Below are 20,965 nucleotides of genomic sequence, written 5' to 3' on the forward strand. Positions count from 1 at the left end.
ATGAAAAAAGAAAAATTACCAAACCAGCTTACGATGCTTCGAATCTTTATGATTCCAATTTTTGTGATTCTCTTTTACATTCCACAAGGTCCTATTTTCCATGGAATTGTTTCAAGTGGTCATAGCTCACTCATTTGGATAATTGCAGCAATTGTTTTTACAATTGCATCATTTACGGACTGGTTAGATGGATATTTAGCTCGTAAATGGAAGGTTGTTAGTAACTTTGGTAAATTTGCGGATCCATTGGCAGATAAGATGCTTAATATGGTAGCTTTCGTTGTTTTAGTGGCATTTAATATAGTACCTATTTGGGCAGTTGCAATTATTGTCTGTAGGGAACTGGCAGTAACGGGTCTTCGCTTGCTTTTAGTTGAACAAGGTGGGACTGTGATGGCTGCTGCCATGCCAGGAAAAATCAAGACAGCAACTCAAATGGCTTCAGTTATTTTTTTATTTCTAGGAGATCCATTATACATTGGAACGATCTTCTTCTACATCTGTGTCATATTTACAATTTATTCAGGTTATGATTATTTTTCTCAAAATATGCAAGTTTTCAAGGATGCAGATTAATTATGTTTTTCTTTCTTTAGAGGTTTTGAATATGATTTATAGAGAGAAAAAAGTTGTTGGTGTATTAAAATTTTAAATCGCCTTTAGGCGATTTTCGTGTATTTTATATATTTAAGATGGGACAATTTATGAAACTTCAAAAACCAAAAGGGACTCTTGATATTTTCGGAAAAGCTGCTGAGACTTTTGCACAAATTAATGCATTAGCTGCTGCCACTTTCGGAAATTATAACTTTAAGCAAATCGAAACACCTATTTTTGAAAGTTATGAACTTTTTAGTCGTTCAGCTGGTGAGACCTCTGATATCGTGACTAAAGAGATGTATGACTTTATGGATAAAGGTGATCGTCATATAGCCTTACGTCCTGAAGGAACTGCGTCTGTCGTTCGCGCTTACCTTGAGAACAAACTTTACGCACCAGAAGTTCAAAAGCCAGTTAAATTCTGGTATAGTGGTCCAATGTTCCGTTATGAACGTCCACAATCAGGGCGTACACGTGAATTTCATCAAATTGGTGTTGAAATATTTGGTGCAAAGAATCCTGCAGTTGATGCTGAGACAATTATTATGGCGACTGATTTCTTCTCTACCTTAGGACTAAGCTCATTGAAGATTCATCTAAATTCAATTGGAGATGCTGAGTCACGTGAGACTTATCGTCAGGCACTTGTAGATTTTCTGACTCCTTACAAAAATCAGCTTTCTGAGGATTCACAACGCCGTTTATTAGAAAATCCTCTGCGCATTCTTGATTCTAAAGAAGAACAAGATAAGCAAATCCTGTTATCAGCTCCATCAATCCTTGACTATTTAAATGAGGCTTCGAAAAAGCACTTTGAATCGGTTTGCGAAATTCTAAATGCATCAGGTATTCAATATAAAATTGACACTTCAATGGTACGTGGTCTCGATTACTATACGAATACAGTCTTTGAGGTAGTTGCAATTATTGATGGTAAAGAAATGACTGTTTGTGGTGGTGGGCGTTATGATAAATTAGTTGAGTATTTTGATGGGCCTGAAACACCTGCTTTTGGATTTGCTATAGGACTTGAACGTTTACTAATGATTCTTGAGATGGAAGATATTGATCTTACGGATGACATGGAGCTTCATGCTTATATTGCGGTACTTGGAGCTAAAGCTAACCTTGAAGCAGCAAAGCTCGTTTCGTCATTGCGTATGCAAGGCTATAGTGTGGATCGTGATTACTTGGATCGCAAATTACCAGCTCAATATAAATCAGCAGATGCCTACAAAGCTGAGCTAATAATTACATTAGGTGAAAATGAAGTGCTTAATCAAACGGCTAAAATCAAAAATGCCCAAACCCGTAAAGAGCGTGAAGTGGATCTGGATGATCTTTACAACGATTTTTCTGAAATTTATGAAGAGTTAGTTATGGGTGAAATAGAAAGCTAAGTCATTTAGAAATGAATAAAATCAAGCTTAATATATAATAAAATTATAGGAAGATAAGCAATGGCATCATGCGTACGAGTCAAGCAATAAGATTTTCGTATGATTAATATTTTGGGGGAAGTATGAAACGTACAGATTACGCTGGGAACATAACTGAAGAGTACTTAGGTCAAATTGTCACAGTCAAAGGTTGGGTTGCAAAACGTCGTGACAAAGGAGGACTTGTTTTCATTGATGTGCGCGATCGTGAAGGTATCGTACAAATTGTTGTAGATCAGGAGACAGCTTCAGAGAAAGTTACTGAAACATCCAAAGCTATACGCACTGAGTTTGTTGTAGAAATTACAGGTAAAGTCATTGAGCGTTCAAATAAAAATGATAATATCAAGACAGGCGGTGTTGAAATTGAGGCTGAGTCAATCGAAGTTCTTTCAACTTCAAAGACCACGCCATTTGAAATTAAGGATGGCATTGAAACCTCAGACGAGAACCGAATGCGGTATCGTTATTTGGACCTCCGTCGGCCTGAAATGTTAGCCAATCTTCGTCTTCGGCATGCTATTACGCATTCTATTCGTGAATATATGGATGACGAAGGTTTTATTGATGTTGAGACACCATTTCTGAACAGGTCAACTCCAGAAGGTGCACGTGACTATTTAGTACCATCACGTGTGAATAAGGGAGAATTCTACGCGCTACCACAATCACCACAATTGATGAAACAACTTTTAATGACTGCGGGGCTTGATCGCTATTATCAAATTGTTAAATGCTTCCGAGATGAGGACTTACGTGGTGATCGCCAACCAGAGTTTACGCAGGTCGATTTGGAAACTTCTTTCTTATCTGAAGAAGAAATTCAAACATTGGTTGAACGCATGATTGCAAAAGTCATGAAGGATGTCAAAGGAATTGATGTAACTTTTCCCTTCTCACGTATGAGCTATGATGACGCTATGAACTTCTATGGTTCAGATAAACCGGATACGCGTTATGAGATGAAGCTTCAAGATTTAACTGAGTTGGCCCATACGATTGATTTCAAAGTTTTTCAAGACGCAGTAGCAGTAAAGGCTGTCGTTGCTAAAAATTTGGCTAACCAATATTCTCGTAAAGCCATAGATAAGTTGGCTGAGCAAGCCAAACAAAATGGAGCTCAAGGACTTGCATGGGTAAAAGTTGAACAAGGAGTACTCTCTGGTTCAATTGCTAAATTCTTATCTGATAAGGCTGATGCTTTTGTTTCAGAGCTTGATCTAGATGAAAATGACCTCGTTCTGATTGTTGCTGATAAATTAAACACAGCTAATAGTGCTCTAGGTTCCCTTCGTCAAACTATCGCCAAAGAACATAATCTTATTGACAGTAGCAAGTTCAACTTCCTTTGGGTGGTTGATTGGCCGCTCTTTGAATGGTCTGAAGAAGAAGGACGCTATATGTCAGCTCATCATCCATTTACCTTGTCAACTGCAGAAACTCGAGAATTCCTGACTGCAGATGGTTCATCAGAAGATTCCGATCTTCAAAAAGTTCGTGCGCATGCTTATGATATTGTACTAAATGGCTACGAGTTAGGTGGCGGATCACTCCGCATTAATACGCGTGAGCTCCAAGAAACCATGCTTAAAGCTCTTGGATTTAAACTTGAAGATGCTGAAGAACAATTTGGTTTCTTGCTTGAAGCTCTTGAATATGGCTTCCCACCACATGGGGGACTTGCAATTGGTCTTGATCGCTTCGTAATGCTTTTAGCAGGTAAATATAATATTCGTGAAGTTATTGCGTTCCCTAAAAATAATCGGGCAGCTGACCCTATGACTCAAGCGCCAAGTCCGGTTTCTCAAAAACAACTCGATGAACTCCACATCAATACTTTAGAGTGATAGAGTGGCTTATAACTTCAATTTGAGGATATAAAGGACCAGATTATGACAATCAAGCAAAAATTTCTTAAATATTTTGACCTTGGAAGATTTATTGAAAAAAGTTCAGCCGCAGTGGTTTATGGTATCTTGTCTGCTTTGGCTCTGAATTTTTTTCTACAGCCGGGTGAAGTTTACTCAAGCGGTGTGACAGGTATCTCACAAATTATCTTTACTTTGTTCTCACGAACTTTTGGGGGGACACTACTTCCAATTTCAGTAATTATTTGGGTCCTCAATTTACCTCTCTTGATTATGGCTTGGTTTACAATTGGTCGAAAGTTTACGATTTATACTTTTATGTCAATTACATTAAGCTCAATTTTTATTCAGTTGATGCCTTCATGGGCTCTTACCAAAGATCCAATAATGAATTCTATTTTTGGTGGCGTTTTAATGGGAATTGGAATAGGTTACGTCATGCGACTGGGTATTTCGAGTGGGGGGACAGATATTGTTGCTCTGACAATTCGAAAAAAAACTGGCATGTCAGTCGGTTATTTGAGTACAGTTGTTAATGGCGTTGTCATTTTGACAGCAGGTATCCTATTTGGCCCTCAGCATCTTTTTTATTCTCTTATATATGTTTTCATCAATGGTCGTATGGTTGATACTGTTTTTAACCGACAGAAGAAAATGCAAGTGACAATTGTCACTAAATTTCCCGATGATGTTCGTGATGCTATTTTTTATAAGCTAGGAAGAGGCGTTACCTTTGTTCGTGGTGCCGAGGGTGGATATACTCACCAACGCGAGACTGTTATGTTTACAGTGATTACTAATTCGGAATATCATGAGTTTCGTCAAGCGATTTATGAATCCGATAAAAATGCTTTTGTAACCTTAGCTCAAAATATCCGAGTGCTCGGGAATTTCAATGAAGAGAAAAATAGTAAATAATGATAAATCTGATTAAAAAAAATTTTGTGAGTCTTGCTGCCGTTGTACTTGGTACAGCGATATATAGTTTTGGGTTTGTCAACTTTAATATGAGGACTCACCTCGCCGAGGGTGGGGTTGCTGGTATTTCTCTTATAGGTCATGCTCTTTTGCATATTGACCCATCTATTACTACCTTTGTTTTGAACATTCCTTTGCTTTTTATTGGATATCGTTTTTTAGGACGTCGAACTTTCATTTTTACCGTGTGTGGTATTGTTAGTCTGACATTTTGGATTTGGCTTTTCCAACGAATTCCTTTCTCCATCTCAGTCGGTAATGATATGTTAATTGGTTCCCTCTTGGCGGGTGTTTCTGCAGGCTGTGGAGTGGGAATTGTTTTTAGAGTAGGGGGAACAACAGGTGGTACAGATATTGTAGCCCGTCTCTTGCAGGTAAAAAACGGAATTCCTTTGTCTACAATTTTTATAATGGTTGACTCAATTGTACTTGTGGCTTCATTATCATATATTGATTTAAAGCAAATGATGTATACACTGATTTGTAGTTTTGTGGCTAGTCAAGTATTAGAGTTCGTCCAGTCGGGTGGTTACACGGTTCGTGGAATGCTCATCATCACTTCAAAACCAGAAGAGTTGGCAGAGAAGATCATGCGAAAACTTGGGCGCGGTGTGACCTTCTTAAATGGTGAAGGTGCTTACTCAGGTGAGGAAAAGAAAATTCTTTATGTAATTCTAAATCCACGAGAAATCCAAGAAATTAAACATGCGATTTTAAAAATTGATGAGCATGCCTTCACTTCGGTTATTAATGTACATGAGGTCATTGGTGACTTCAATTACTCCAAATCTGACTATGCAGAGAAAAAAATTCGGCGTTTAAAATAAGAAATTTGAAAATAGTAATGTTGAAAAAAGACACTCCAAAAAAATTGATAGTGTTTTTTTTGAAATATTTAAGCTGAAGGAAAGGAAAATAAAAAATATAAAGTTTTATCAAATTTCCTAAAATGTCTAGTCAAATTAGAAACAATTGGTTTATCACTTATGAATGTGAGATTAATCAGTATGTGTTATTTTGCTTCTAAAAATGTGTTTGATAGGATAATTGCCAATTCTAAAGTTTTTAATTTAATGAAATCTATTTATAGTGATAATTGTTCTGGACGTATATTATCTAGGAGTTATTGCTAAGTTTTCATTTTGTAGCTGTACTTATAACAAGGCACTTGATAAAATTGAAAGGTTATTTAAAGAAACTTAATGCAACTTCAAGCTCATTATTTGTGAATTATAATTTGAATCTAATGTGCTATACTGTATCATAAAAAGAGGTAGTTTTGGAAGAAAAATATTACAAATTGCTTAAACAGAATTTTGTTTCAAAAGAAGCTGTTTTGACAGAAATCATTAATCTAAGTGCAATTTGCGAATTACCTAAGGCGACAGAGCATTTTATGAGTGATGTTCATGGAGAATATGATGCATTTAATCATGTCCTTCGAAATGGTTCAGGTAGCATTAAAGAAAAAATACGTGATTGTTTTCCAAATTTTACGGTAGAAGACATTTCAGAATTAGCTACCTTGATTTATTACCCACAAGAAAAGTTAGAAGCTCAAAAAATTCTATTTTTGGATAATGCATTTAACCAATATTGTCAGAAAAAGCTTATCGAATTGCTAAAAGTTGCCAAATTCGCAAGTCAGAAGTACACACGTTCGAAGGTACGGAAAGCTTTATCAGAAAATTTTCGATACATCCTTGAAGAGTTACTGAATGAAGTGGATGCAACGGCTGAAAAAAAGAGTTACTTTAGTTCAATTATTCAAAAACTACAGCAATTGGGAGAACTTTCAAATCTAATTGTTTCCTTGGCTGACACAATTCGGCGTTTAACAGTTGATCATCTACACATTGTTGGGGATATTTACGATCGTGGACCACATCCAGATAAAATTATTGATCGGTTAATAGACATGCCGTCAGTTGATATTCAATGGGGAAATCATGATGTTGTTTGGATGGCAATTATTGCGGGTTCACCACTTGCGATGATGAATGTGGTAAGAATTTGTTCAAGATATGCTAATCTAGACATTCTAGAAGAGCGTTATGGAATTAATATGCGTGCATTTATTGATTATGCAGAGCGCTATTATAAACCAAGTTCAGCCTTTGTCCCCCAGTTGACTGAGGGTATCCGGATCAGTAATGAAGAAAGTGAACTTCTGAATAAATTGCAACAAGCTGCAGCAATCTTACAATTTAAACTGGAAAGTCAGCTTATTGCACGCAGACCAGAGTTTTTGCTTGGACATCGCGATGTATTGAACTTTATAGACTTTGGCAATCAAAAGATAACTTTAAATCATCGTGTTTATGATTTGATCAGCTTTCAAGCTCCAACGATTGATCCAAAAGATCCAGCACGTCTGACCGAAGAAGAAGAAAGAATGCTTAAACATTTATTAGAAAATTTCAAGTCTTCACATAAACTTTTGAAACATGTTCACTTTCTATTAGAAAACGGTTCTATGTATTTGAGGTATAATGGAAATTTGTTGATTCATGGTTGCATTCCCTTACATGAAAATGGAGATTTTAAGTCTTTTAGAATTGGTGACAAAGCTTATGCAGGACGTGAATTATTGGATTTTTTTGATTTTAATGTGAGAAAAAGCTTGTCTAATCCAAAGCAAACAAATGATTTTTCAACTGATTTGCTTTGGTACCTTTGGGTTGGCGAATGTTCATCACTTTTTGGAAAAGAAGCAATGACAACATTTGAACGCTACTATATAGGTGACAAGAGCACGCATATTGAAAAGAAAAATCCATATTATGAGCTTCGAGAAAATCAAGAAATCATTAAAATGATATTACGAAATTTTAACATGGATGAAAATGGTCATCTGATTAACGGACATACGCCAATTAAGGAAAAAAATGGCGAGAACCCGATCAAAGCAAATGGTAAATTAATTGTCATAGATGGAGGATTTTCGAAGCCTTATCAAAAAGAAACAGGAATAGCAGGCTATACTTTGCTTTATAATAGTTATGGAATGCAGCTTGTCGCTCACCAACCTTTTACAACTGTTGAAGCAGCTGTAAACAAAGGAACTGACATCATTAGTGCCAATCGACTAGTTGAACAGGTTGAAGAGCCAGTACGTGTAAAAGATACAAATATAGGTCAAAGTCTGATGAAAAATATTGCAGATCTTGAATACCTCTTTGAGAAATATGATCTCATTTGACTTCGCTATCAATTTTTTAAAAAAACTATCAGAATTTTTGAGGACTAGACCCTTTTTCTGATAGTTTTTTATTGAATGCGAATATTAGGTTGTAACAAGTTTTGTCAAACTTAGAACTAAGTTCTAAAATTATTAAAAGCTATCGAAGACAGTTAAACTTGGATTTAAAAAATCTTCAAAAATACTAAAGACTTCCTGAGGACTTTCAGCTTGGTTGACCGCAACTTTAACTTTCGCAGCACCTTTAGCCCCTTTGAGATAGTAGCTAGCCTGTGATCGAAATTCCAGAGTAGCAAGATGTTCACCGTGGAGTTCAACTAGACGTTCTAAATGTATCTTGGCTATCTGTATTTTTTCATTGATTGTAGGCTCAGGAAGGAGTTCGCCACTCTCAAAAAAATGGCGTGTGCGATTAAGTACCCAAGGATTGCCAAGAGCTGCACGTCCCATCATTACAGCAGTGACGCCTGTTTGATCTATCATTTGCTTAGCATCCTCAGGCCCTTTGATGTCTCCGTTACCAATAACAGGGATTTTGACAGCGTCTGTAAGTTTCCCAAGCCAGTCCCAATTATCCTTTGCGTGACCTGTATAAGCAGCTGCTTTTGTGCGCGTATGCATTGCAACCAGAGCTCCGCCACCAGCTTCAATAGCTTTCGCATTTTCAACTGCAAAGAGATGATCGTTATCCCAGCCAAGACGGATCTTCACGCTAAGTGGGATTGAGATAGCTTTGCTAACCTTGCTTACTACATCGTAAACTTTATCTGGATCTAGCAAAAGGCGGGAGCCAGCATCATTTTTTGTAACTTTTGGAACTGGACAACCCATATTGATGTCAATAATGTCTGCTGTTGTGTTTTTTTCAACAAACTTAGCCGCTTCGACTAGTGTTTCTGAATTACCCCCAAAAATTTGAATACTCAAAGGATGTGGAACACCAACGAAGTCAAGCATGTCAAGTGTTTTTTTATTACGGAATTCAATTCCTTTATCTGAAATCATTTCTGAAATGACGAGACCAGCGCCAAATTCCTTGGCAGTCGTCAAAAAAGCTTTATTTGTAATACCAGCCATTGGAGCTAGAACAATACGATTTTCGACTACTACTGATTTTTCGCCAGTCCCAATTGTGTAGCTCCCAGTATATTTAGTATTGCGTGTCATGCTTGATATTATAACAAAAAAGTTGTAGATAATTTGTTGATGTGTTTGTCAGAGGTTGATAACTTAGTAACTGAGTCATACTTGGACACTATAATTATTAATAAAATAAATATTTTTTAATGCTGGATAAAAAGATCACTGAAAAGGAAAATGGATTACTTAACTTTATAATGTAGTTCAACAAACTGACCATAAGTAGTTGTTTCTATAAGTTCAAGCTTTTCAAAATAATTTCCCTTTGGAAACAAAGGTATTCCGTCACCTAACAGAACTGGAGCAACTGTAACTTGAAGCTCATCAATTAGATGATTTTCAAGAAATAGTTTAATGGTCTCTCCGCCCCCTACATTCCAGATGTTTCCATTTAGCTCTTTGACAATTTTTTGTAAATTCTCAGGAAGGACGAATTTGACATATTTATTGTCGGGTAATGTTTGTCGACTTAAAACATAGACAGATTTTCCGTAATAAGGCCAATCTTCATGAGTTATATTTTGAATTTCGTTAATCATCCATTCGTAGGTGTGTCTTCCCATAATTAGATTGTCAATTTGACTGATGAACTTTCCGTAGCCATTGTCACCTTTACCACTAACTTCAAAAAGCCAATCAAGACTTTCATTTCTGTCTGCAATATAGCCATCGAGTGTTGCTGCAATGTAGAGTTTAACAGTCATTTTTCTGTAGAGTCCAAAATCAATTCATTTAATTCTGCTTCAGAAAAATGGTAATCACGTCCGCAAAACTGGCAAATGACTTCTGCATAATGATCTTCTTCTATCATAGAAGTAATTTCAGCAGAACCTAGTGAGCGAATGCCTTCACGAAAACGAGTTTTACTGCAATCGCACTTGAAAGCAAGTGAACTTTCTTCAAGTATCTTGTAATCCATACCACCATAAATATTTGGCAAAATTTCATTAATACTTAAGGCTGAAAGTGCTGGCATTGCTTTAATTTGTTTTTCCATTAGACTAATCTCTTCATCTGTTGCTTCAGGTAAAGCTTGAAGTAAAAAACCACTCGCAGATTTGACCTTATCAGAATTTTCCTCCAGAACGACATTGACTCCTACAGAACTTGGAGTTTGTTCAGACTGGAGGAAGTACCAAGCTAGGTCTTCGCCAATTTCCGCACTGATTAAGTCAACTTGTCCGGTATAAGACGTTCGCAAGCCCATATCTTTAATGATAATTAGGAAACCATTACCAATTAACTCTCCAACTAAAACTTCGCCTGTTGAAGTTCGACGATAATCAAGATCAGGGTTTTGGACATAGCCTTTGACATTCCCACTGGCATCTGAAACGGCTAGTATTGCTCCCATTGGTCCATCACCAATTACCTTCACCGTAATCTTAGCATCGCCCTTTTCTAAAGCTCCTAAAATTTGAGCCGCAATTAAAGTACGACCAAGGGCGGTGGTAGAACTGGATAGGCTGTGATGACGTTCTTGAGCTTCAGTCACGGTTCTTTTCGAATCAAGGGCAAAAGCACGGAAATGTCCGTTCAACGATATAGATTTAATAATTTTGTCCATGAATTTATACATCCTTTTTAATTTCAATACATATGTTTATTTTATCTAGATTATAACAAATTAAGCGTCCCTAATAGGGAGTGAGAGGGTTTAGTGAAAATTAACAAACATAAGATCTTTAAAAATTCTTTCTTTTCAAAGTGTTATAATTAAGCTAATAGCAAGGGTCTGCACCATTATATTCTTAAGTAGACTCCAATTACGGAGACTAAAATTGACAGTTTATCATATAAACAAAGGAATTGGTCCATCATCGAGTGGAATTGAGTACGCCCAGAAATACCGTTTTGATTTAGTCAAACAATTCCCTGAAAAGCAACTTTTCATATATTGTGATTATAGTTATAACAATTATAGTCGTTTTACTGAAAAAATAGGCATTGATATCGATGTGACGCTCAATGCTTATAAGTTTATGGCAGGGCAGAAAAATCACGCTTCAACTTTTATGGTTGATGATTTTCAATTGACCTTACCTTCCTATTTTTTACGTAAGGATGATGGAGAAAAAGCGGTCAATTTTTCATATGGTGAAAGCCTTTATAAAGTCTGGCTCATTCCAGGAACTTTTCGCATAGATCGTGTTGATACAATTGTTTCTCAACATCTGCAAGAAGTGGCACATTATAGTGACCGTTTGACCAACATTGATTACTACAACGGGAAGGAAATTTTTTGTCGCTACTTCTTTAATGAAGATGGTGAGCAATCAATGAAGCAGTTTTTACATGAAGGTAAAATTCTTGTCACGTTCCTTGGTGATTCAGTGCTCTATGGAAAAGGCGAGTTTTATAATGAATTTTTCCATCGTCTTAACTTTGGAAAGGGTGATTTGGTAATCATTGATCGAAACGCGGGAATTGCTGCGGAATTACTTCAGAATAAGAATGATGCTAAGTATGCGGTCGTCATTCATGCAGAGCATTTTAGTGAACGGATGATAGACGATAACTGGGTGCTTTGGAATAATCATTACGAGTTTGTCTTTAGCAATCGAAAATATATTGATTATTTTATTGTTTCGACGGATAAACAAAAGAAGAAATTGAAAGATCAGTTTAATAAAATGGGTAGTGTTGATACAAAAATAATCACAATTCCTGTTGGGTTTATTAATGAATTGAACGATGGCCAAGCTGTAGAAGAAAACAAGTACAAATTTATGACGGCAAGTCGTTTAGCAGCAGAGAAACATATCGATGTATTAGTGAGGGCAGTTGTTGCATTAAAGGAAGAGCTTCCAGAAATTGAGTTTCATATTTATGGGGCTGGTAAACTGGTTAAGGAATTGCGTGACTTGATTGCTAAACTTAATGCTAAAGATTTTGTCAAGTTACATGGGCACCTAGATCTTGACAATTCTATTTACGGTTCTTATGGAGGATATTTGACAGCTTCCTCTTCAGAAGGCTTTGGCTTAACACTTCTAGAAGCTGTATCAGCTTGTCTTCCCATTATTGGTTTAGATGTGGATTATGGTAATAGTGAATTTATAAAAAATGGTATAAATGGCTTCTGCATTTCTCCAAAGAGTTTCAAAAACGAGGAAGAACAAGTTGAAATTTTTTCAAATATGATTAGGAAAATGGTTCAAGAAATGGATTATAAGTGTGCTATAGAATTTTCTAAAACCAAAGCTGAGTCATATTTGGCAGAAAATGTAAAATCCCTCTGGCGTGATTTCTATGATATCAGTCTTGGAAAGAAGCCTGTCAATTCTTTTGAAATTGGGGGAACTTTATAATGAAATTAGTGCTCACAGAACTCTACAATCAAGCGACCCGGCGTTTTCTCTATAGTTTAAATAAAGCCTCTATTCCTTATTTACACATCAATGTGGTTTATGGTGGCTTTGAACCACTTACAGTACTAAATCCAATAGCTCATGCGATAGGAGCGGACCAATTACCTGATAAAGCTTTACATTTTAATGAAATTAAAGTCCCAAAATTTTTTGAAATTCGTAATATAGATGGCTTAAAGGCTGAAATTTTACAAGGGGACCTTTTAAGAGGTTATATCTTTTATATTGCTAATAGCAAACGGATAGTAAAAAAAGTCGTTTGGCTTAATCTGGAAGGGAAATTTACAGTTGCCTTCCGCTATAACCGTCAAGGGTTTAAATATGCAGATGTGCTTTATAATCAAGAAGGCAAGCCTATCAAGGAAATCTATTATGATGCAAATGGGAATAAGGTTTTGACTTTTGATCTCTTAAGCCGTTCAATTATTAGACATACTCAAAGAAATGATAAAATTTATCCAGATATCAGCTTTTTTGTTAAAGAATTCATTGAAGAATATAGTTCTAGTTTTGATGAAATCATTATTAATTCTATGTCAACTCCCTTTCTGGTGTCTAAAGAAATTCCGAAAATTCCCTCTACACTGTATTTCCAAGAACGAATTTCTGATGAATTACCTGCTAACATGAAATTGATTTTATCTGTTCGTACTTCAACGTATCGAATTCTTTTTGAAAATATAAATGAGCTGGCAAAGATAGAAAAAATAATGAAACCATACGAGGAGGGAAGGATTGGATTGGCCTATTTGGGTCAAATTGAAAATATTCGGAGATCCATCAAGCAACATCGCAGTTTTTTGACAGTGACACTTAGTGATCAGATATTATATGATGAGGGACTTGCTGATTATCTTAGTAAATCCGGAGCAACATGGACCATAGCAGCACCTTCAAATGTATCTGAAAAGCTTAGAAATTTAGCTAAAAAGCATTCAAATGTCAGGTTACTTGAAGCTATCTCTTTGAAAAATCTTTTGGCCTTACTTTTGGAAAATGATGTCTACCTTGATCTTAACCAAGGAGCTGAATGGGAGAATGTCGTTCAGAGAGCTTACTTGGAAGGCTTACTTGTAATTGGAGATAGAACAGTTGCCAAAAGCCAGGCCAATGAATTGATTACTGAAACACAAACACAAATTTCAGAATTAATTTCAAAGTCAGACTACAGCGAATACTTGCACACTCTACATGAAAAAAAAGGAAAACCTTCATCAGTTCATGATTATCAAAAGATTTTTAAGTAGTTGGAAAAGATATGGCCCGGTATCTTTGGATAAAGTATATAATTGCAGATGCAGTGTGATAGTCTTGTCAAAATTTAGTGAAAATGATAGAATAAATCAAATTGAATAAGCTCATGCGAGAAGAGTAATTATTGGAGTGTTTAAGGAAGCCCAGGTCATTGACTGAAAACTAGGGTAACGCAGAAGATAGTGAATTTCACCTCACACAAATGAGAAAGTAAATTAAGCTATAAATTAGGATGGTACCGCGGGCTCTCGCTCCTTTCAGAGGGAGTGAACTGTGGTATTTTTGATTTTTAGATATGCTCGTAGCCAAAACAAAGAAAATAAACAGAAAGAGGAGTTAACATGAGGTCGTTTTACGATTTTAGCGCATTAAAAATGAATGGGCAAAAAGTTTCTATGAAGGAATATAAAGGTAAGGTAGTTCTTATAGTGAATACTGCCTCAAAGTGCGGTTTTACTCCACAGTTTGAAGGACTAGAAAAATTATACGAGGATTATCATGAAAAAGGCCTTGAAATCTTAGGTTTCCCATGCAATCAATTTGCAAATCAAGATGATGGAACAAACTCTGAGATTGAAGAATTTTGCAAGGTAAATTATGGTGTGACTTTTACTATGTTTCAAAAGATTGATGTTAATGGAGAGAAAGCCCATCCCCTTTACCAGTGGCTTCGAGAAGAAAAGCACGGCTTACTCAGTGATAAAATAAAATGGAACTTCACTAAATTTCTGCTTGATCGTGATGGTGAAGTGGTTGCTCGTTTTGCTCCAGCGACCGAACCAGAAAAGCTAATTGAATCAATCGAAAATTTACTTGGCTAATTTGCACTAAATGAAAGGAATAGCTGAACAGATTTTAATTAATCTGACTTTAAATTAAAACGATAAATTTTTAAATTTAGCTATGATTAAAGACCATATGAATTTACAAGAAAGAATTGAAGAACTTCGCACACATGCTTTAAAAAGTCTTGAGCTTATCAAAGATGTGAAAGATTTGAGTGATTTTCGGGTGTCAGTATTGGGGAAAAAAGGAACCTTGACGGATATTTTGAAGGGCATGAAAGGTTTGTCTAACGAAGAGCGTCCAATTATTGGCGCAATGGCCAACGAGTTTCGTGATAAGGTTACTGAACTCCTTGAAGAAAAGCGAGTTGAACTAGAAGAAGAAGCTTTAAATGCAACCTTAGCTAAAGAAACACTTGACGTAACTTTACCTGGTAAAAAGGAACATTCAGGAAGTCGGCATATTCTGACTCAAACACAAGAAGAAATTGAAGAAATTTTCCTCGGCATGGGTTACGAAATTGTTGACGGTTACGAAGTTGAGACAGATCATTATAATTTTGAAAGAATGAACTTACCCAAAGATCACCCGGCACGAGACATGCAAGATACTTTCTATATTACAGAAGATACTCTTTTACGTACTCACACCTCGCCTATGCAAGCGCGTACCATGGATGCTCATGATTTCAACAATGGTGGACTTCGTATGATTGCTCCCGGGCGGGTTTATCGTCGGGATACGGATGATGCGACCCATAGTCATCAGTTTCACCAAATTGAAGGCCTAGTGGTTGATAAAGGCATTACAATGGCGGACCTTAAAGGTACCTTAGATCTTGTAATGAAGAAAATGTTTGGTCAATCTCGGAATCTTCGTTGGCGTCCAAGTTATTTTCCATTCACAGAACCATCTGTTGAAGTCGATATTTCTTGTTTTAAATGTGGCGGAACAGGTTGTAATGTCTGTAAACACACAGGTTGGATTGAAATTCTTGGAGCAGGGATGGTTCACCCAAATGTTCTAGAAATGAGTGGGCTTGATTCAACTACCTATTCTGGGTTTGCGTTCGGACTTGGTCAAGAACGTATAGCAATGTTGAGATATGGTATTAATGATATTCGTGGATTCTATCAAGGTGATGTAAGATTTCTTGAACAATTTGGTAAATAAGAATGCCAAAAGTTTATAAATAAGAAAGTAAAAAAATGAACATATCGTATAAATGGTTGAAGAAACTAGTGCCTGATCTGACAGCACGGGCTGAAGATCTTGAAGAAAAAATGTCAACAACAGGTATTGAGGTTGAAGGTGTGACAACACCTGCTTTTGGTCTTTCAAAATTAGTAGTTGGTGAAATCGTATCATTTGAAGATATTTCTGAAACACACTTGCACGTATGTAAGGTCAATGTTGGTGAAGTAGAACCATTGCAAATTGTATGTGGAGCTGGAAATATCCGCGTGGGAATGAAGACTATCACTGCTCTAGTTGGTGCTCGTATTGCTGAAAATACTAAGATCAAAAAAGGTAAGATGAGAGGCTATGAAAGCTTTGGCATGCTTTGTGCATTGGACGAGTTAGGTGTGAGCGATAGGATTAATCCAATGAAGCATGAAGAAGGGATTTATGAGATGCCAATCGATGCTATTGTTGGTGACAGCATTTTTCCTTATCTTGATATGGATGATGAGATTATAGAACTTTCAATCACTCCTAATCGTGCAGATGCCTTGTCCATGCTCGGGGTTGCTCATGAAGTGGCGGCTATATATGGTCTAGAGGTAAAAAAAGAAATTTATAATTTGGTTGAATCTGACCAGGCAACAGTTGATCAGATCTCTATAAAAGTTGAGACAGACAATGTCCCAACCTATAAAATTCGTATTATTAAAGACGTAAAAATTGCCAAGTCACCAGTTTGGTTGCAAAATCGTCTGATGAATGCAGGTATTAAGCCAATTAACAATGTAGTTGATGTGACAAATTATGTTTTGATGTACTATGGTCAACCGCTACATAGCTTTGATTTTGGTAAATTTGGCTCGGATGAAATTTTGGTTCGTCAAGCTAAAAATGGTGAAAAATTAACTACTTTAGATCATATTGACCGAGAATTGACTTCTGAAGACATTGTTATTACTTCGGCTGGCCTTCCAGTAGGCCTTGCAGGTGTGATGGGGGGAGAAAATACTGAAATAACAGATAAGACTGTGACTGTTGCACTTGAGGCTGCTTTATTTGATCCAATTAGTATCCGTAAAACTTCACAAAAGTACAATCTTCGTTCAGAGGCTTCATCTCGTTTTGAAAGAGGAATCAATCAGGCAACTGTCCGTGAAGCTTTGGACTTTGCTGCAGCAATGATTACTAAACTTGCCGGCGGTGAGGTTCTCAAGGGAGTTGTGGAATCAAACAATTTTCAACCAGAATTGGTAAAAGTTTCAATAAGTCTGGGCCGTATAAATGCATCTTTAGGAACTGAATTATCACAGGCTCAAGTTAAAACAATTTTTGAAGCACTTGGCTTTTCACTTGCAATCGAGGGAGATAAGTTTGTTTGTGAAATTCCTTCCCGTCGTTGGGACATTCATATTGAGGCAGATTTAATTGAAGAAGTAGCTCGGATGTATGGCTATGATAAATTACCAGCCACACTTCCAAGTACACAAAATGCTGGGGAACGCACGCCCATGCAAAAACTTCGACTAAAATTACGGAAGCAGCTCGAAGCAGCAGGTCTTAATGAAGTGATTGGCTATAGTTTAACTACGCCAGAAAAAAGTTTTGAATTTAGTGGTGACATTGACACAACATATTTGATGATGCCAATGTCGGAAGAACGACAGGTTCTTCGTACAAGCATGATTCCTGGCCTTCTTGATATAATCAATTACAACCAAAATCGAAAGAATGAGGATGTTTCAATCTATGAAATTGGTAATGTCTTTTTGCCAAGTGATGCCGAGGATGGGCGTCCAGCGGAGGTGCCAGATCTTGCAATTGCTATTTCGGGTAATATTACTGAGAAGTCATGGAACGAAAAAACCACTCCAATTGATTTCTTCTATGCGAAAGGAATCGTTGAAAACATACTGGCAGGCTATGATAGAGTTGAATTTGAACCTTATTCAGAGAATAAAGGGATGCATCCAGGTCGTACAGCTAGGATAAAGCTAAATGATCGAGTGCTAGGATTCGTTGGACAAGTTCACCCAGCTTTGGTGAAAAAATATGATATTGCAGAAACCTATGTTGCTGTGCTTGATGTAAATATCTTAATTGAAGAAGTTCCCCACCAAACTGTTTTTGAAGAAATTCCAAAAGTTCAAGCGGTGACCCGTGATATTGCTTTGATAGTAAAGGAAGAGATCAGTCATGCTGAAATTTTTTCAGCTATTAAATCAAGAAATGTAAAAAATTTAAAGAAGATTGAACTCTTTGACGTATTTTCTGGTGGAAAGTTGGGCGCAGGTTTAAAATCAATGGCCTATACTTTGACTTTTCAAAATCTTGATGACACTATGACTGATGAACAAATCAATAATGCTATGAACAAAATCATGAAAAGCTTATCCGAAAAAGTACAAGCTGAGATTCGCTAATAAATTTAAAACTGATAGGACTAGCCACGATTGACACGTAGTGCTAAGGTGGAGGGCTATCTTTTTGATACGTTTATCAATTTTAAACTTGAAAAGCAAAAGCTGAGTTAAATTCCAATAATATATAATTGATGAATCAAAATGTATACAAGCCTTGATTTAATAGCATATTTGAGAAAAATGTTAAATTATGTTAAAATCGTCAGAACTGCTAAAGCAGTACAAAAAGAATAACATGAAAAAAAAATTAAATAAAATTCTTGCATATTCTTTATGCTTGGTTGGAATAATTTTCCTTTTAGGATTTTTCTCAAATTCGGATATAAAGGCTGATTCATCTTCAACCAAACAGGAAATGCTTGATTATCAAAAAAAATTGAATGGTTTATCTAAAAAACTAGCTCAAAATACCATTGATTCAATTAATCTTGAAAATGATATTGCTAATCGTAAATCTTTGATTGAAAATCAGATGCGGAACATGCAGCTTAATCCGAATTATAATAGCGGTAATCTTGTTTATTTAATGCTGTTCCAGCACCTTTCTCTAGAGCAAGCTTTAGCTATGAGTAAGATTATTGATTCGTCCGTTTCTAATATTGATCAACTACAAAAAGATGAAATAAAATTGGCTGAGCAGAAGAAAGAAATTGAAAGTGGGAGCAACCAAGCCCAATCTACAATTAGTATTTTATACACAAAATATGGTAGTGAGATTGCTGCAGAAGAAACATCAAAACAGAATGAATTAGCTGCTCAGGCAGAAGTGGTAAAGAAAAGTCTTCCTCCTGCGACTGCTCAAACGACTATTAATATTTCAGTACCTATCAACAATACACCTGTCACTCCCCCAGTAACTATACCAAGTTCTCCAGTAACTTCCTCTCCGGCTCCTCCTGTAATTACGAAGCCAAATATTCCAGCAGCAGCTGATTGGTCAGGTTGGTCTCCTGCACAAGCTGCTCAGTATGTAGCAAATGGCACTGGTGTCTCAGCTGATAAATGGTTACAGATCATTTACTATGAATCGGGTGGGAATCCAACAGCTATAAATCCTGTTACCCAAACATATGGTTACTTCCAGATGAATGGGATTTCTCATGGTGTTGACTATGCTTCTATGGCACCTCAAAAATATTTAAATGCTGTCATTGCACTTTATCAGTCTCAGGGGCCATCTGCCTGGGTTACATGGATTTTGTTAGATTAAGTGATATTCAAATTAAAATCTTAAAAAATAGCAAATTACAATTATAAGTTGGCCACCATAAAACGTGAAAAATGGGGCTTGATACTTAAATATTTTTTTGACAATGATTCATCCAAGCCTCAATTTTAGCAACAGATTAAGCTGTTGTTTTTTTGTAGCGTTTAGCAAGAACCGCCGGACCTTGTACACTGACTTCTAATATCGTTCAGAGTGATATTATATTATCTATACATGAGATAGAAAAAATTCGTCTGCTCACCCCCCTGAAGGGAGACCGCAAACGAAGTAGTTTTTCATCTCGTCATTAAAATATCAAGTTTTTCGGTTCTGTTCCATAAACTTATAAGTTAGTGATTGCTAAGAGCTAATGCTCTAAAAAATTTTTAGGGTCATATCAAATGTTGTTGTATAGGCTTTTCTGAACTTCAATGTTCATTTGGATCATTCTTTGCATCTTCATGAGATTTATGAATTGTACCTGGAACATGATCAGGGCCAGCATATATAGTGTAGATTTTAAGTAATTTGCCACCAGTATTTTTGACATTATGCCAAGTATTAGCAGGTACAAAAATAGCATCACCATCTGAAACTTCTTTTTTAAAAGTTAGATTGTCTTCAGCATCACCCATTTGACATAGACCATTTCCTTCCTCAACTCTAAGAAATTGATCAATACCCTTGTGAACTTCTAATCCTATGTCATCACCAGGCTGTATTGTCATGAGTGTAACTTGAAGTTTTTCCCCAGTCCAAATTGTGGTACGATAATTTTCATTTTCTTTAGTGTAGTCCTCAATGTTGACAACAAACTGTGTTTTTCCGTGATCTTTAAAATCAAAAGTCATTTGAAAATCCTCCTCATAATGATTAGAATGATTACAAACAAATCATCTATATTTAAGAATTATCATAAAAACGCTTTCAAGTCAAGCAATAAGCATTGTTTTTTCTTTTATTTTGCTTTGCAGAAACTCATAAAATTAAGTCAATCATTTGACCGAACCTGGATTAAGCGATGTTAAGAAGGACTGTACAAATGTCAAATAATTAGACACTATTTTGTGTGGGTTTGCTGGGCGAATTGAAAATTCAATTTTACCGTCCATAAATATATGATGTGGCCTATGATACTTGAGGATTTTTCTTTGATAACGATTTATTCATCTCTCAATTTTGGCAATGGTTCTAGCCGTTGTCTTTTTGGCTCCTTTGGGGAAAAAGCGTCGGATCATACGATTATGTTTCTCATTCCTTCCACATTCAAACCTCGCAGAGGAATGGTAATAGAAACCGGATGATAAGTCATGACCATTATCTGGAGTGATAGATTTAAACTGAGCCTCTTTTGAACTGCCAAAGGAGCGATGTTGACTAACGCTGAGGTCTTGTTAGGAATAAGATGAATCATTTCAAAGCTTTTTTTGGAGCCTGTGAGTGCAAAAGCACCATGTTGATGTCCCAATTGCTAAATTCTTCATGAAAGTTCTCTGAACGTTGGTCAAACGACCG

The 20,965-nt window shown here is 36.3% G+C and carries 17 protein-coding genes; 12 read left to right on the forward strand and 5 right to left on the reverse strand.

All coding sequences use genetic code 11. From position 1 onward, the window contains the following. From pgsA to HNQ37_RS01330, 6 genes are all read left to right on the forward strand, one after another. Positions 1 to 576: a CDP-diacylglycerol--glycerol-3-phosphate 3-phosphatidyltransferase gene (gene pgsA / locus HNQ37_RS01305; RefSeq protein ID WP_183538547.1), complete on the forward strand. Its 576-nt coding sequence runs from the start codon at positions 1 to 3 to the stop codon at positions 574 to 576. Positions 577 to 704: 128 nt separating this feature from the next. Beyond that, a complete protein-coding gene (hisS, locus tag HNQ37_RS01310) occupies positions 705 to 2,000 on the forward strand; it encodes a histidine--tRNA ligase (protein WP_183538549.1) in 1,296 nt (431 codons plus the stop codon). 122 nt (positions 2,001 to 2,122) lie between these two features. Continuing rightward, positions 2,123 to 3,886: an aspartate--tRNA ligase gene (gene aspS, locus HNQ37_RS01315; RefSeq protein ID WP_183538551.1), complete on the forward strand. Its 1,764-nt coding sequence runs from the start codon at positions 2,123 to 2,125 to the stop codon at positions 3,884 to 3,886. A gap of 45 nt (positions 3,887 to 3,931) precedes the next feature. Continuing rightward, positions 3,932 to 4,825 (forward strand): YitT family protein, encoded by an 894-nt coding sequence (locus HNQ37_RS01320; RefSeq protein WP_183538553.1) that lies wholly within the window; start codon positions 3,932 to 3,934, stop codon positions 4,823 to 4,825. After that, the gene (locus HNQ37_RS01325) at positions 4,825 to 5,712 is read left to right on the forward strand and encodes a YitT family protein (RefSeq protein ID WP_183538555.1); all 888 of its coding nucleotides are present in this window, start codon (positions 4,825 to 4,827) and stop codon (positions 5,710 to 5,712) included. The genes HNQ37_RS01320 and HNQ37_RS01325 overlap by 1 nt, the downstream gene beginning before the upstream one ends. A 452-nt stretch (positions 5,713 to 6,164) precedes the next feature. Next, complete coding sequence (locus HNQ37_RS01330; RefSeq protein ID WP_183538557.1) at positions 6,165 to 8,087, forward strand: fructose-1,6-bisphosphatase; 1,923 nt, start codon at positions 6,165 to 6,167, stop codon at positions 8,085 to 8,087. A gap of 132 nt (positions 8,088 to 8,219) precedes the next feature. Here HNQ37_RS01330 and dusB read toward each other — a convergent pair whose 3' ends face one another. The 3 genes from dusB to hslO all read right to left on the reverse strand — a co-directional run bounded on the left by dusB (position 8,220) and on the right by hslO (position 10,794). Continuing rightward, entirely contained in the window at positions 8,220 to 9,254 is a 1,035-nt protein-coding gene (gene dusB / locus HNQ37_RS01335) for a tRNA dihydrouridine synthase DusB (RefSeq protein WP_183538559.1), read from the reverse strand. A gap of 155 nt (positions 9,255 to 9,409) precedes the next feature. Beyond that, the gene (locus tag HNQ37_RS01340) at positions 9,410 to 9,931 is read right to left on the reverse strand and encodes a dihydrofolate reductase family protein (RefSeq protein ID WP_183538561.1); all 522 of its coding nucleotides are present in this window, start codon (positions 9,929 to 9,931) and stop codon (positions 9,410 to 9,412) included. Then, positions 9,928 to 10,794, reverse strand: coding sequence for an Hsp33 family molecular chaperone HslO (gene hslO / locus HNQ37_RS01345; RefSeq protein ID WP_183538563.1), 867 nt, complete (start codon positions 10,792 to 10,794; stop codon positions 9,928 to 9,930). Before hslO ends, HNQ37_RS01340 begins: the two co-directional genes overlap by 4 nt. A 214-nt stretch (positions 10,795 to 11,008) precedes the next feature. Between hslO and HNQ37_RS01350 the strand changes: the two genes are divergently transcribed. From HNQ37_RS01350 to HNQ37_RS01375, 6 genes are all read left to right on the forward strand, one after another. Continuing rightward, positions 11,009 to 12,538 (forward strand): glycosyltransferase, encoded by a 1,530-nt coding sequence (locus tag HNQ37_RS01350; RefSeq protein WP_183538565.1) that lies wholly within the window; start codon positions 11,009 to 11,011, stop codon positions 12,536 to 12,538. After that, positions 12,538 to 13,845: a hypothetical protein gene (locus HNQ37_RS01355; protein ID WP_183538567.1), complete on the forward strand. Its 1,308-nt coding sequence runs from the start codon at positions 12,538 to 12,540 to the stop codon at positions 13,843 to 13,845. Before HNQ37_RS01350 ends, HNQ37_RS01355 begins: the two co-directional genes overlap by 1 nt. A 348-nt stretch (positions 13,846 to 14,193) precedes the next feature. Beyond that, entirely contained in the window at positions 14,194 to 14,673 is a 480-nt protein-coding gene (locus HNQ37_RS01360; protein WP_183538569.1) for a glutathione peroxidase, read from the forward strand. A gap of 97 nt (positions 14,674 to 14,770) precedes the next feature. Further along, complete coding sequence (gene pheS / locus HNQ37_RS01365) at positions 14,771 to 15,811, forward strand: phenylalanine--tRNA ligase subunit alpha (protein ID WP_183538687.1); 1,041 nt, start codon at positions 14,771 to 14,773, stop codon at positions 15,809 to 15,811. A 35-nt stretch (positions 15,812 to 15,846) separates the two neighbouring features. Next, a complete protein-coding gene (gene pheT, locus HNQ37_RS01370; RefSeq protein WP_183538571.1) occupies positions 15,847 to 18,243 on the forward strand; it encodes a phenylalanine--tRNA ligase subunit beta in 2,397 nt (798 codons plus the stop codon). Between the two features lie 235 nt (positions 18,244 to 18,478). Next, the gene (locus HNQ37_RS01375; protein ID WP_183538573.1) at positions 18,479 to 19,453 is read left to right on the forward strand and encodes a coiled-coil domain-containing protein; all 975 of its coding nucleotides are present in this window, start codon (positions 18,479 to 18,481) and stop codon (positions 19,451 to 19,453) included. A gap of 425 nt (positions 19,454 to 19,878) precedes the next feature. Here the strand turns inward: HNQ37_RS01375 and HNQ37_RS01380 are convergent, their stop codons facing one another. Both HNQ37_RS01380 and HNQ37_RS01385 read right to left on the reverse strand, forming a co-directional pair. Beyond that, positions 19,879 to 20,301: a cupin domain-containing protein gene (locus HNQ37_RS01380; RefSeq protein ID WP_183538576.1), complete on the reverse strand. Its 423-nt coding sequence runs from the start codon at positions 20,299 to 20,301 to the stop codon at positions 19,879 to 19,881. A gap of 383 nt (positions 20,302 to 20,684) precedes the next feature. After that, complete coding sequence (locus HNQ37_RS01385; RefSeq protein ID WP_183538578.1) at positions 20,685 to 20,918, reverse strand: hypothetical protein; 234 nt, start codon at positions 20,916 to 20,918, stop codon at positions 20,685 to 20,687. Positions 20,919 to 20,965: the final 47 nt, after the last annotated feature.

This window comes from Lactovum miscens, assembly GCF_014202895.1.
Lineage (GTDB): Bacteria > Bacillota > Bacilli > Lactobacillales > Streptococcaceae > Lactovum > Lactovum miscens.

Excerpts from the sequence above, each read along its gene's own strand:
- pgsA (WP_183538547.1), top strand. The coding sequence starts at position 1 with ATGAAAAAAGAAAAATTACCAAACCAGCTTACGATGCTTCGAATCTTT.
- hisS (WP_183538549.1), top strand. The coding sequence starts at position 705 with ATGAAACTTCAAAAACCAAAAGGGACTCTTGATATTTTCGGAAAAGCT.
- aspS (WP_183538551.1), top strand. The coding sequence starts at position 2,123 with ATGAAACGTACAGATTACGCTGGGAACATAACTGAAGAGTACTTAGGT.
- HNQ37_RS01320 (WP_183538553.1), top strand. The coding sequence starts at position 3,932 with ATGACAATCAAGCAAAAATTTCTTAAATATTTTGACCTTGGAAGATTT.
- HNQ37_RS01325 (WP_183538555.1), top strand. The coding sequence starts at position 4,825 with ATGATAAATCTGATTAAAAAAAATTTTGTGAGTCTTGCTGCCGTTGTA.
- dusB (WP_183538559.1), bottom strand. The coding sequence starts at position 9,254 with ATGACACGCAATACTAAATATACTGGGAGCTACACAATTGGGACTGGC.
- HNQ37_RS01340 (WP_183538561.1), bottom strand. The coding sequence starts at position 9,931 with ATGACTGTTAAACTCTACATTGCAGCAACACTCGATGGCTATATTGCA.
- hslO (WP_183538563.1), bottom strand. The coding sequence starts at position 10,794 with ATGGACAAAATTATTAAATCTATATCGTTGAACGGACATTTCCGTGCT.
- HNQ37_RS01355 (WP_183538567.1), top strand. The coding sequence starts at position 12,538 with ATGAAATTAGTGCTCACAGAACTCTACAATCAAGCGACCCGGCGTTTT.
- HNQ37_RS01360 (WP_183538569.1), top strand. The coding sequence starts at position 14,194 with ATGAGGTCGTTTTACGATTTTAGCGCATTAAAAATGAATGGGCAAAAA.
- pheS (WP_183538687.1), top strand. The coding sequence starts at position 14,771 with ATGAATTTACAAGAAAGAATTGAAGAACTTCGCACACATGCTTTAAAA.
- pheT (WP_183538571.1), top strand. The coding sequence starts at position 15,847 with ATGAACATATCGTATAAATGGTTGAAGAAACTAGTGCCTGATCTGACA.
- HNQ37_RS01375 (WP_183538573.1), top strand. The coding sequence starts at position 18,479 with ATGAAAAAAAAATTAAATAAAATTCTTGCATATTCTTTATGCTTGGTT.
- HNQ37_RS01380 (WP_183538576.1), bottom strand. The coding sequence starts at position 20,301 with ATGACTTTTGATTTTAAAGATCACGGAAAAACACAGTTTGTTGTCAAC.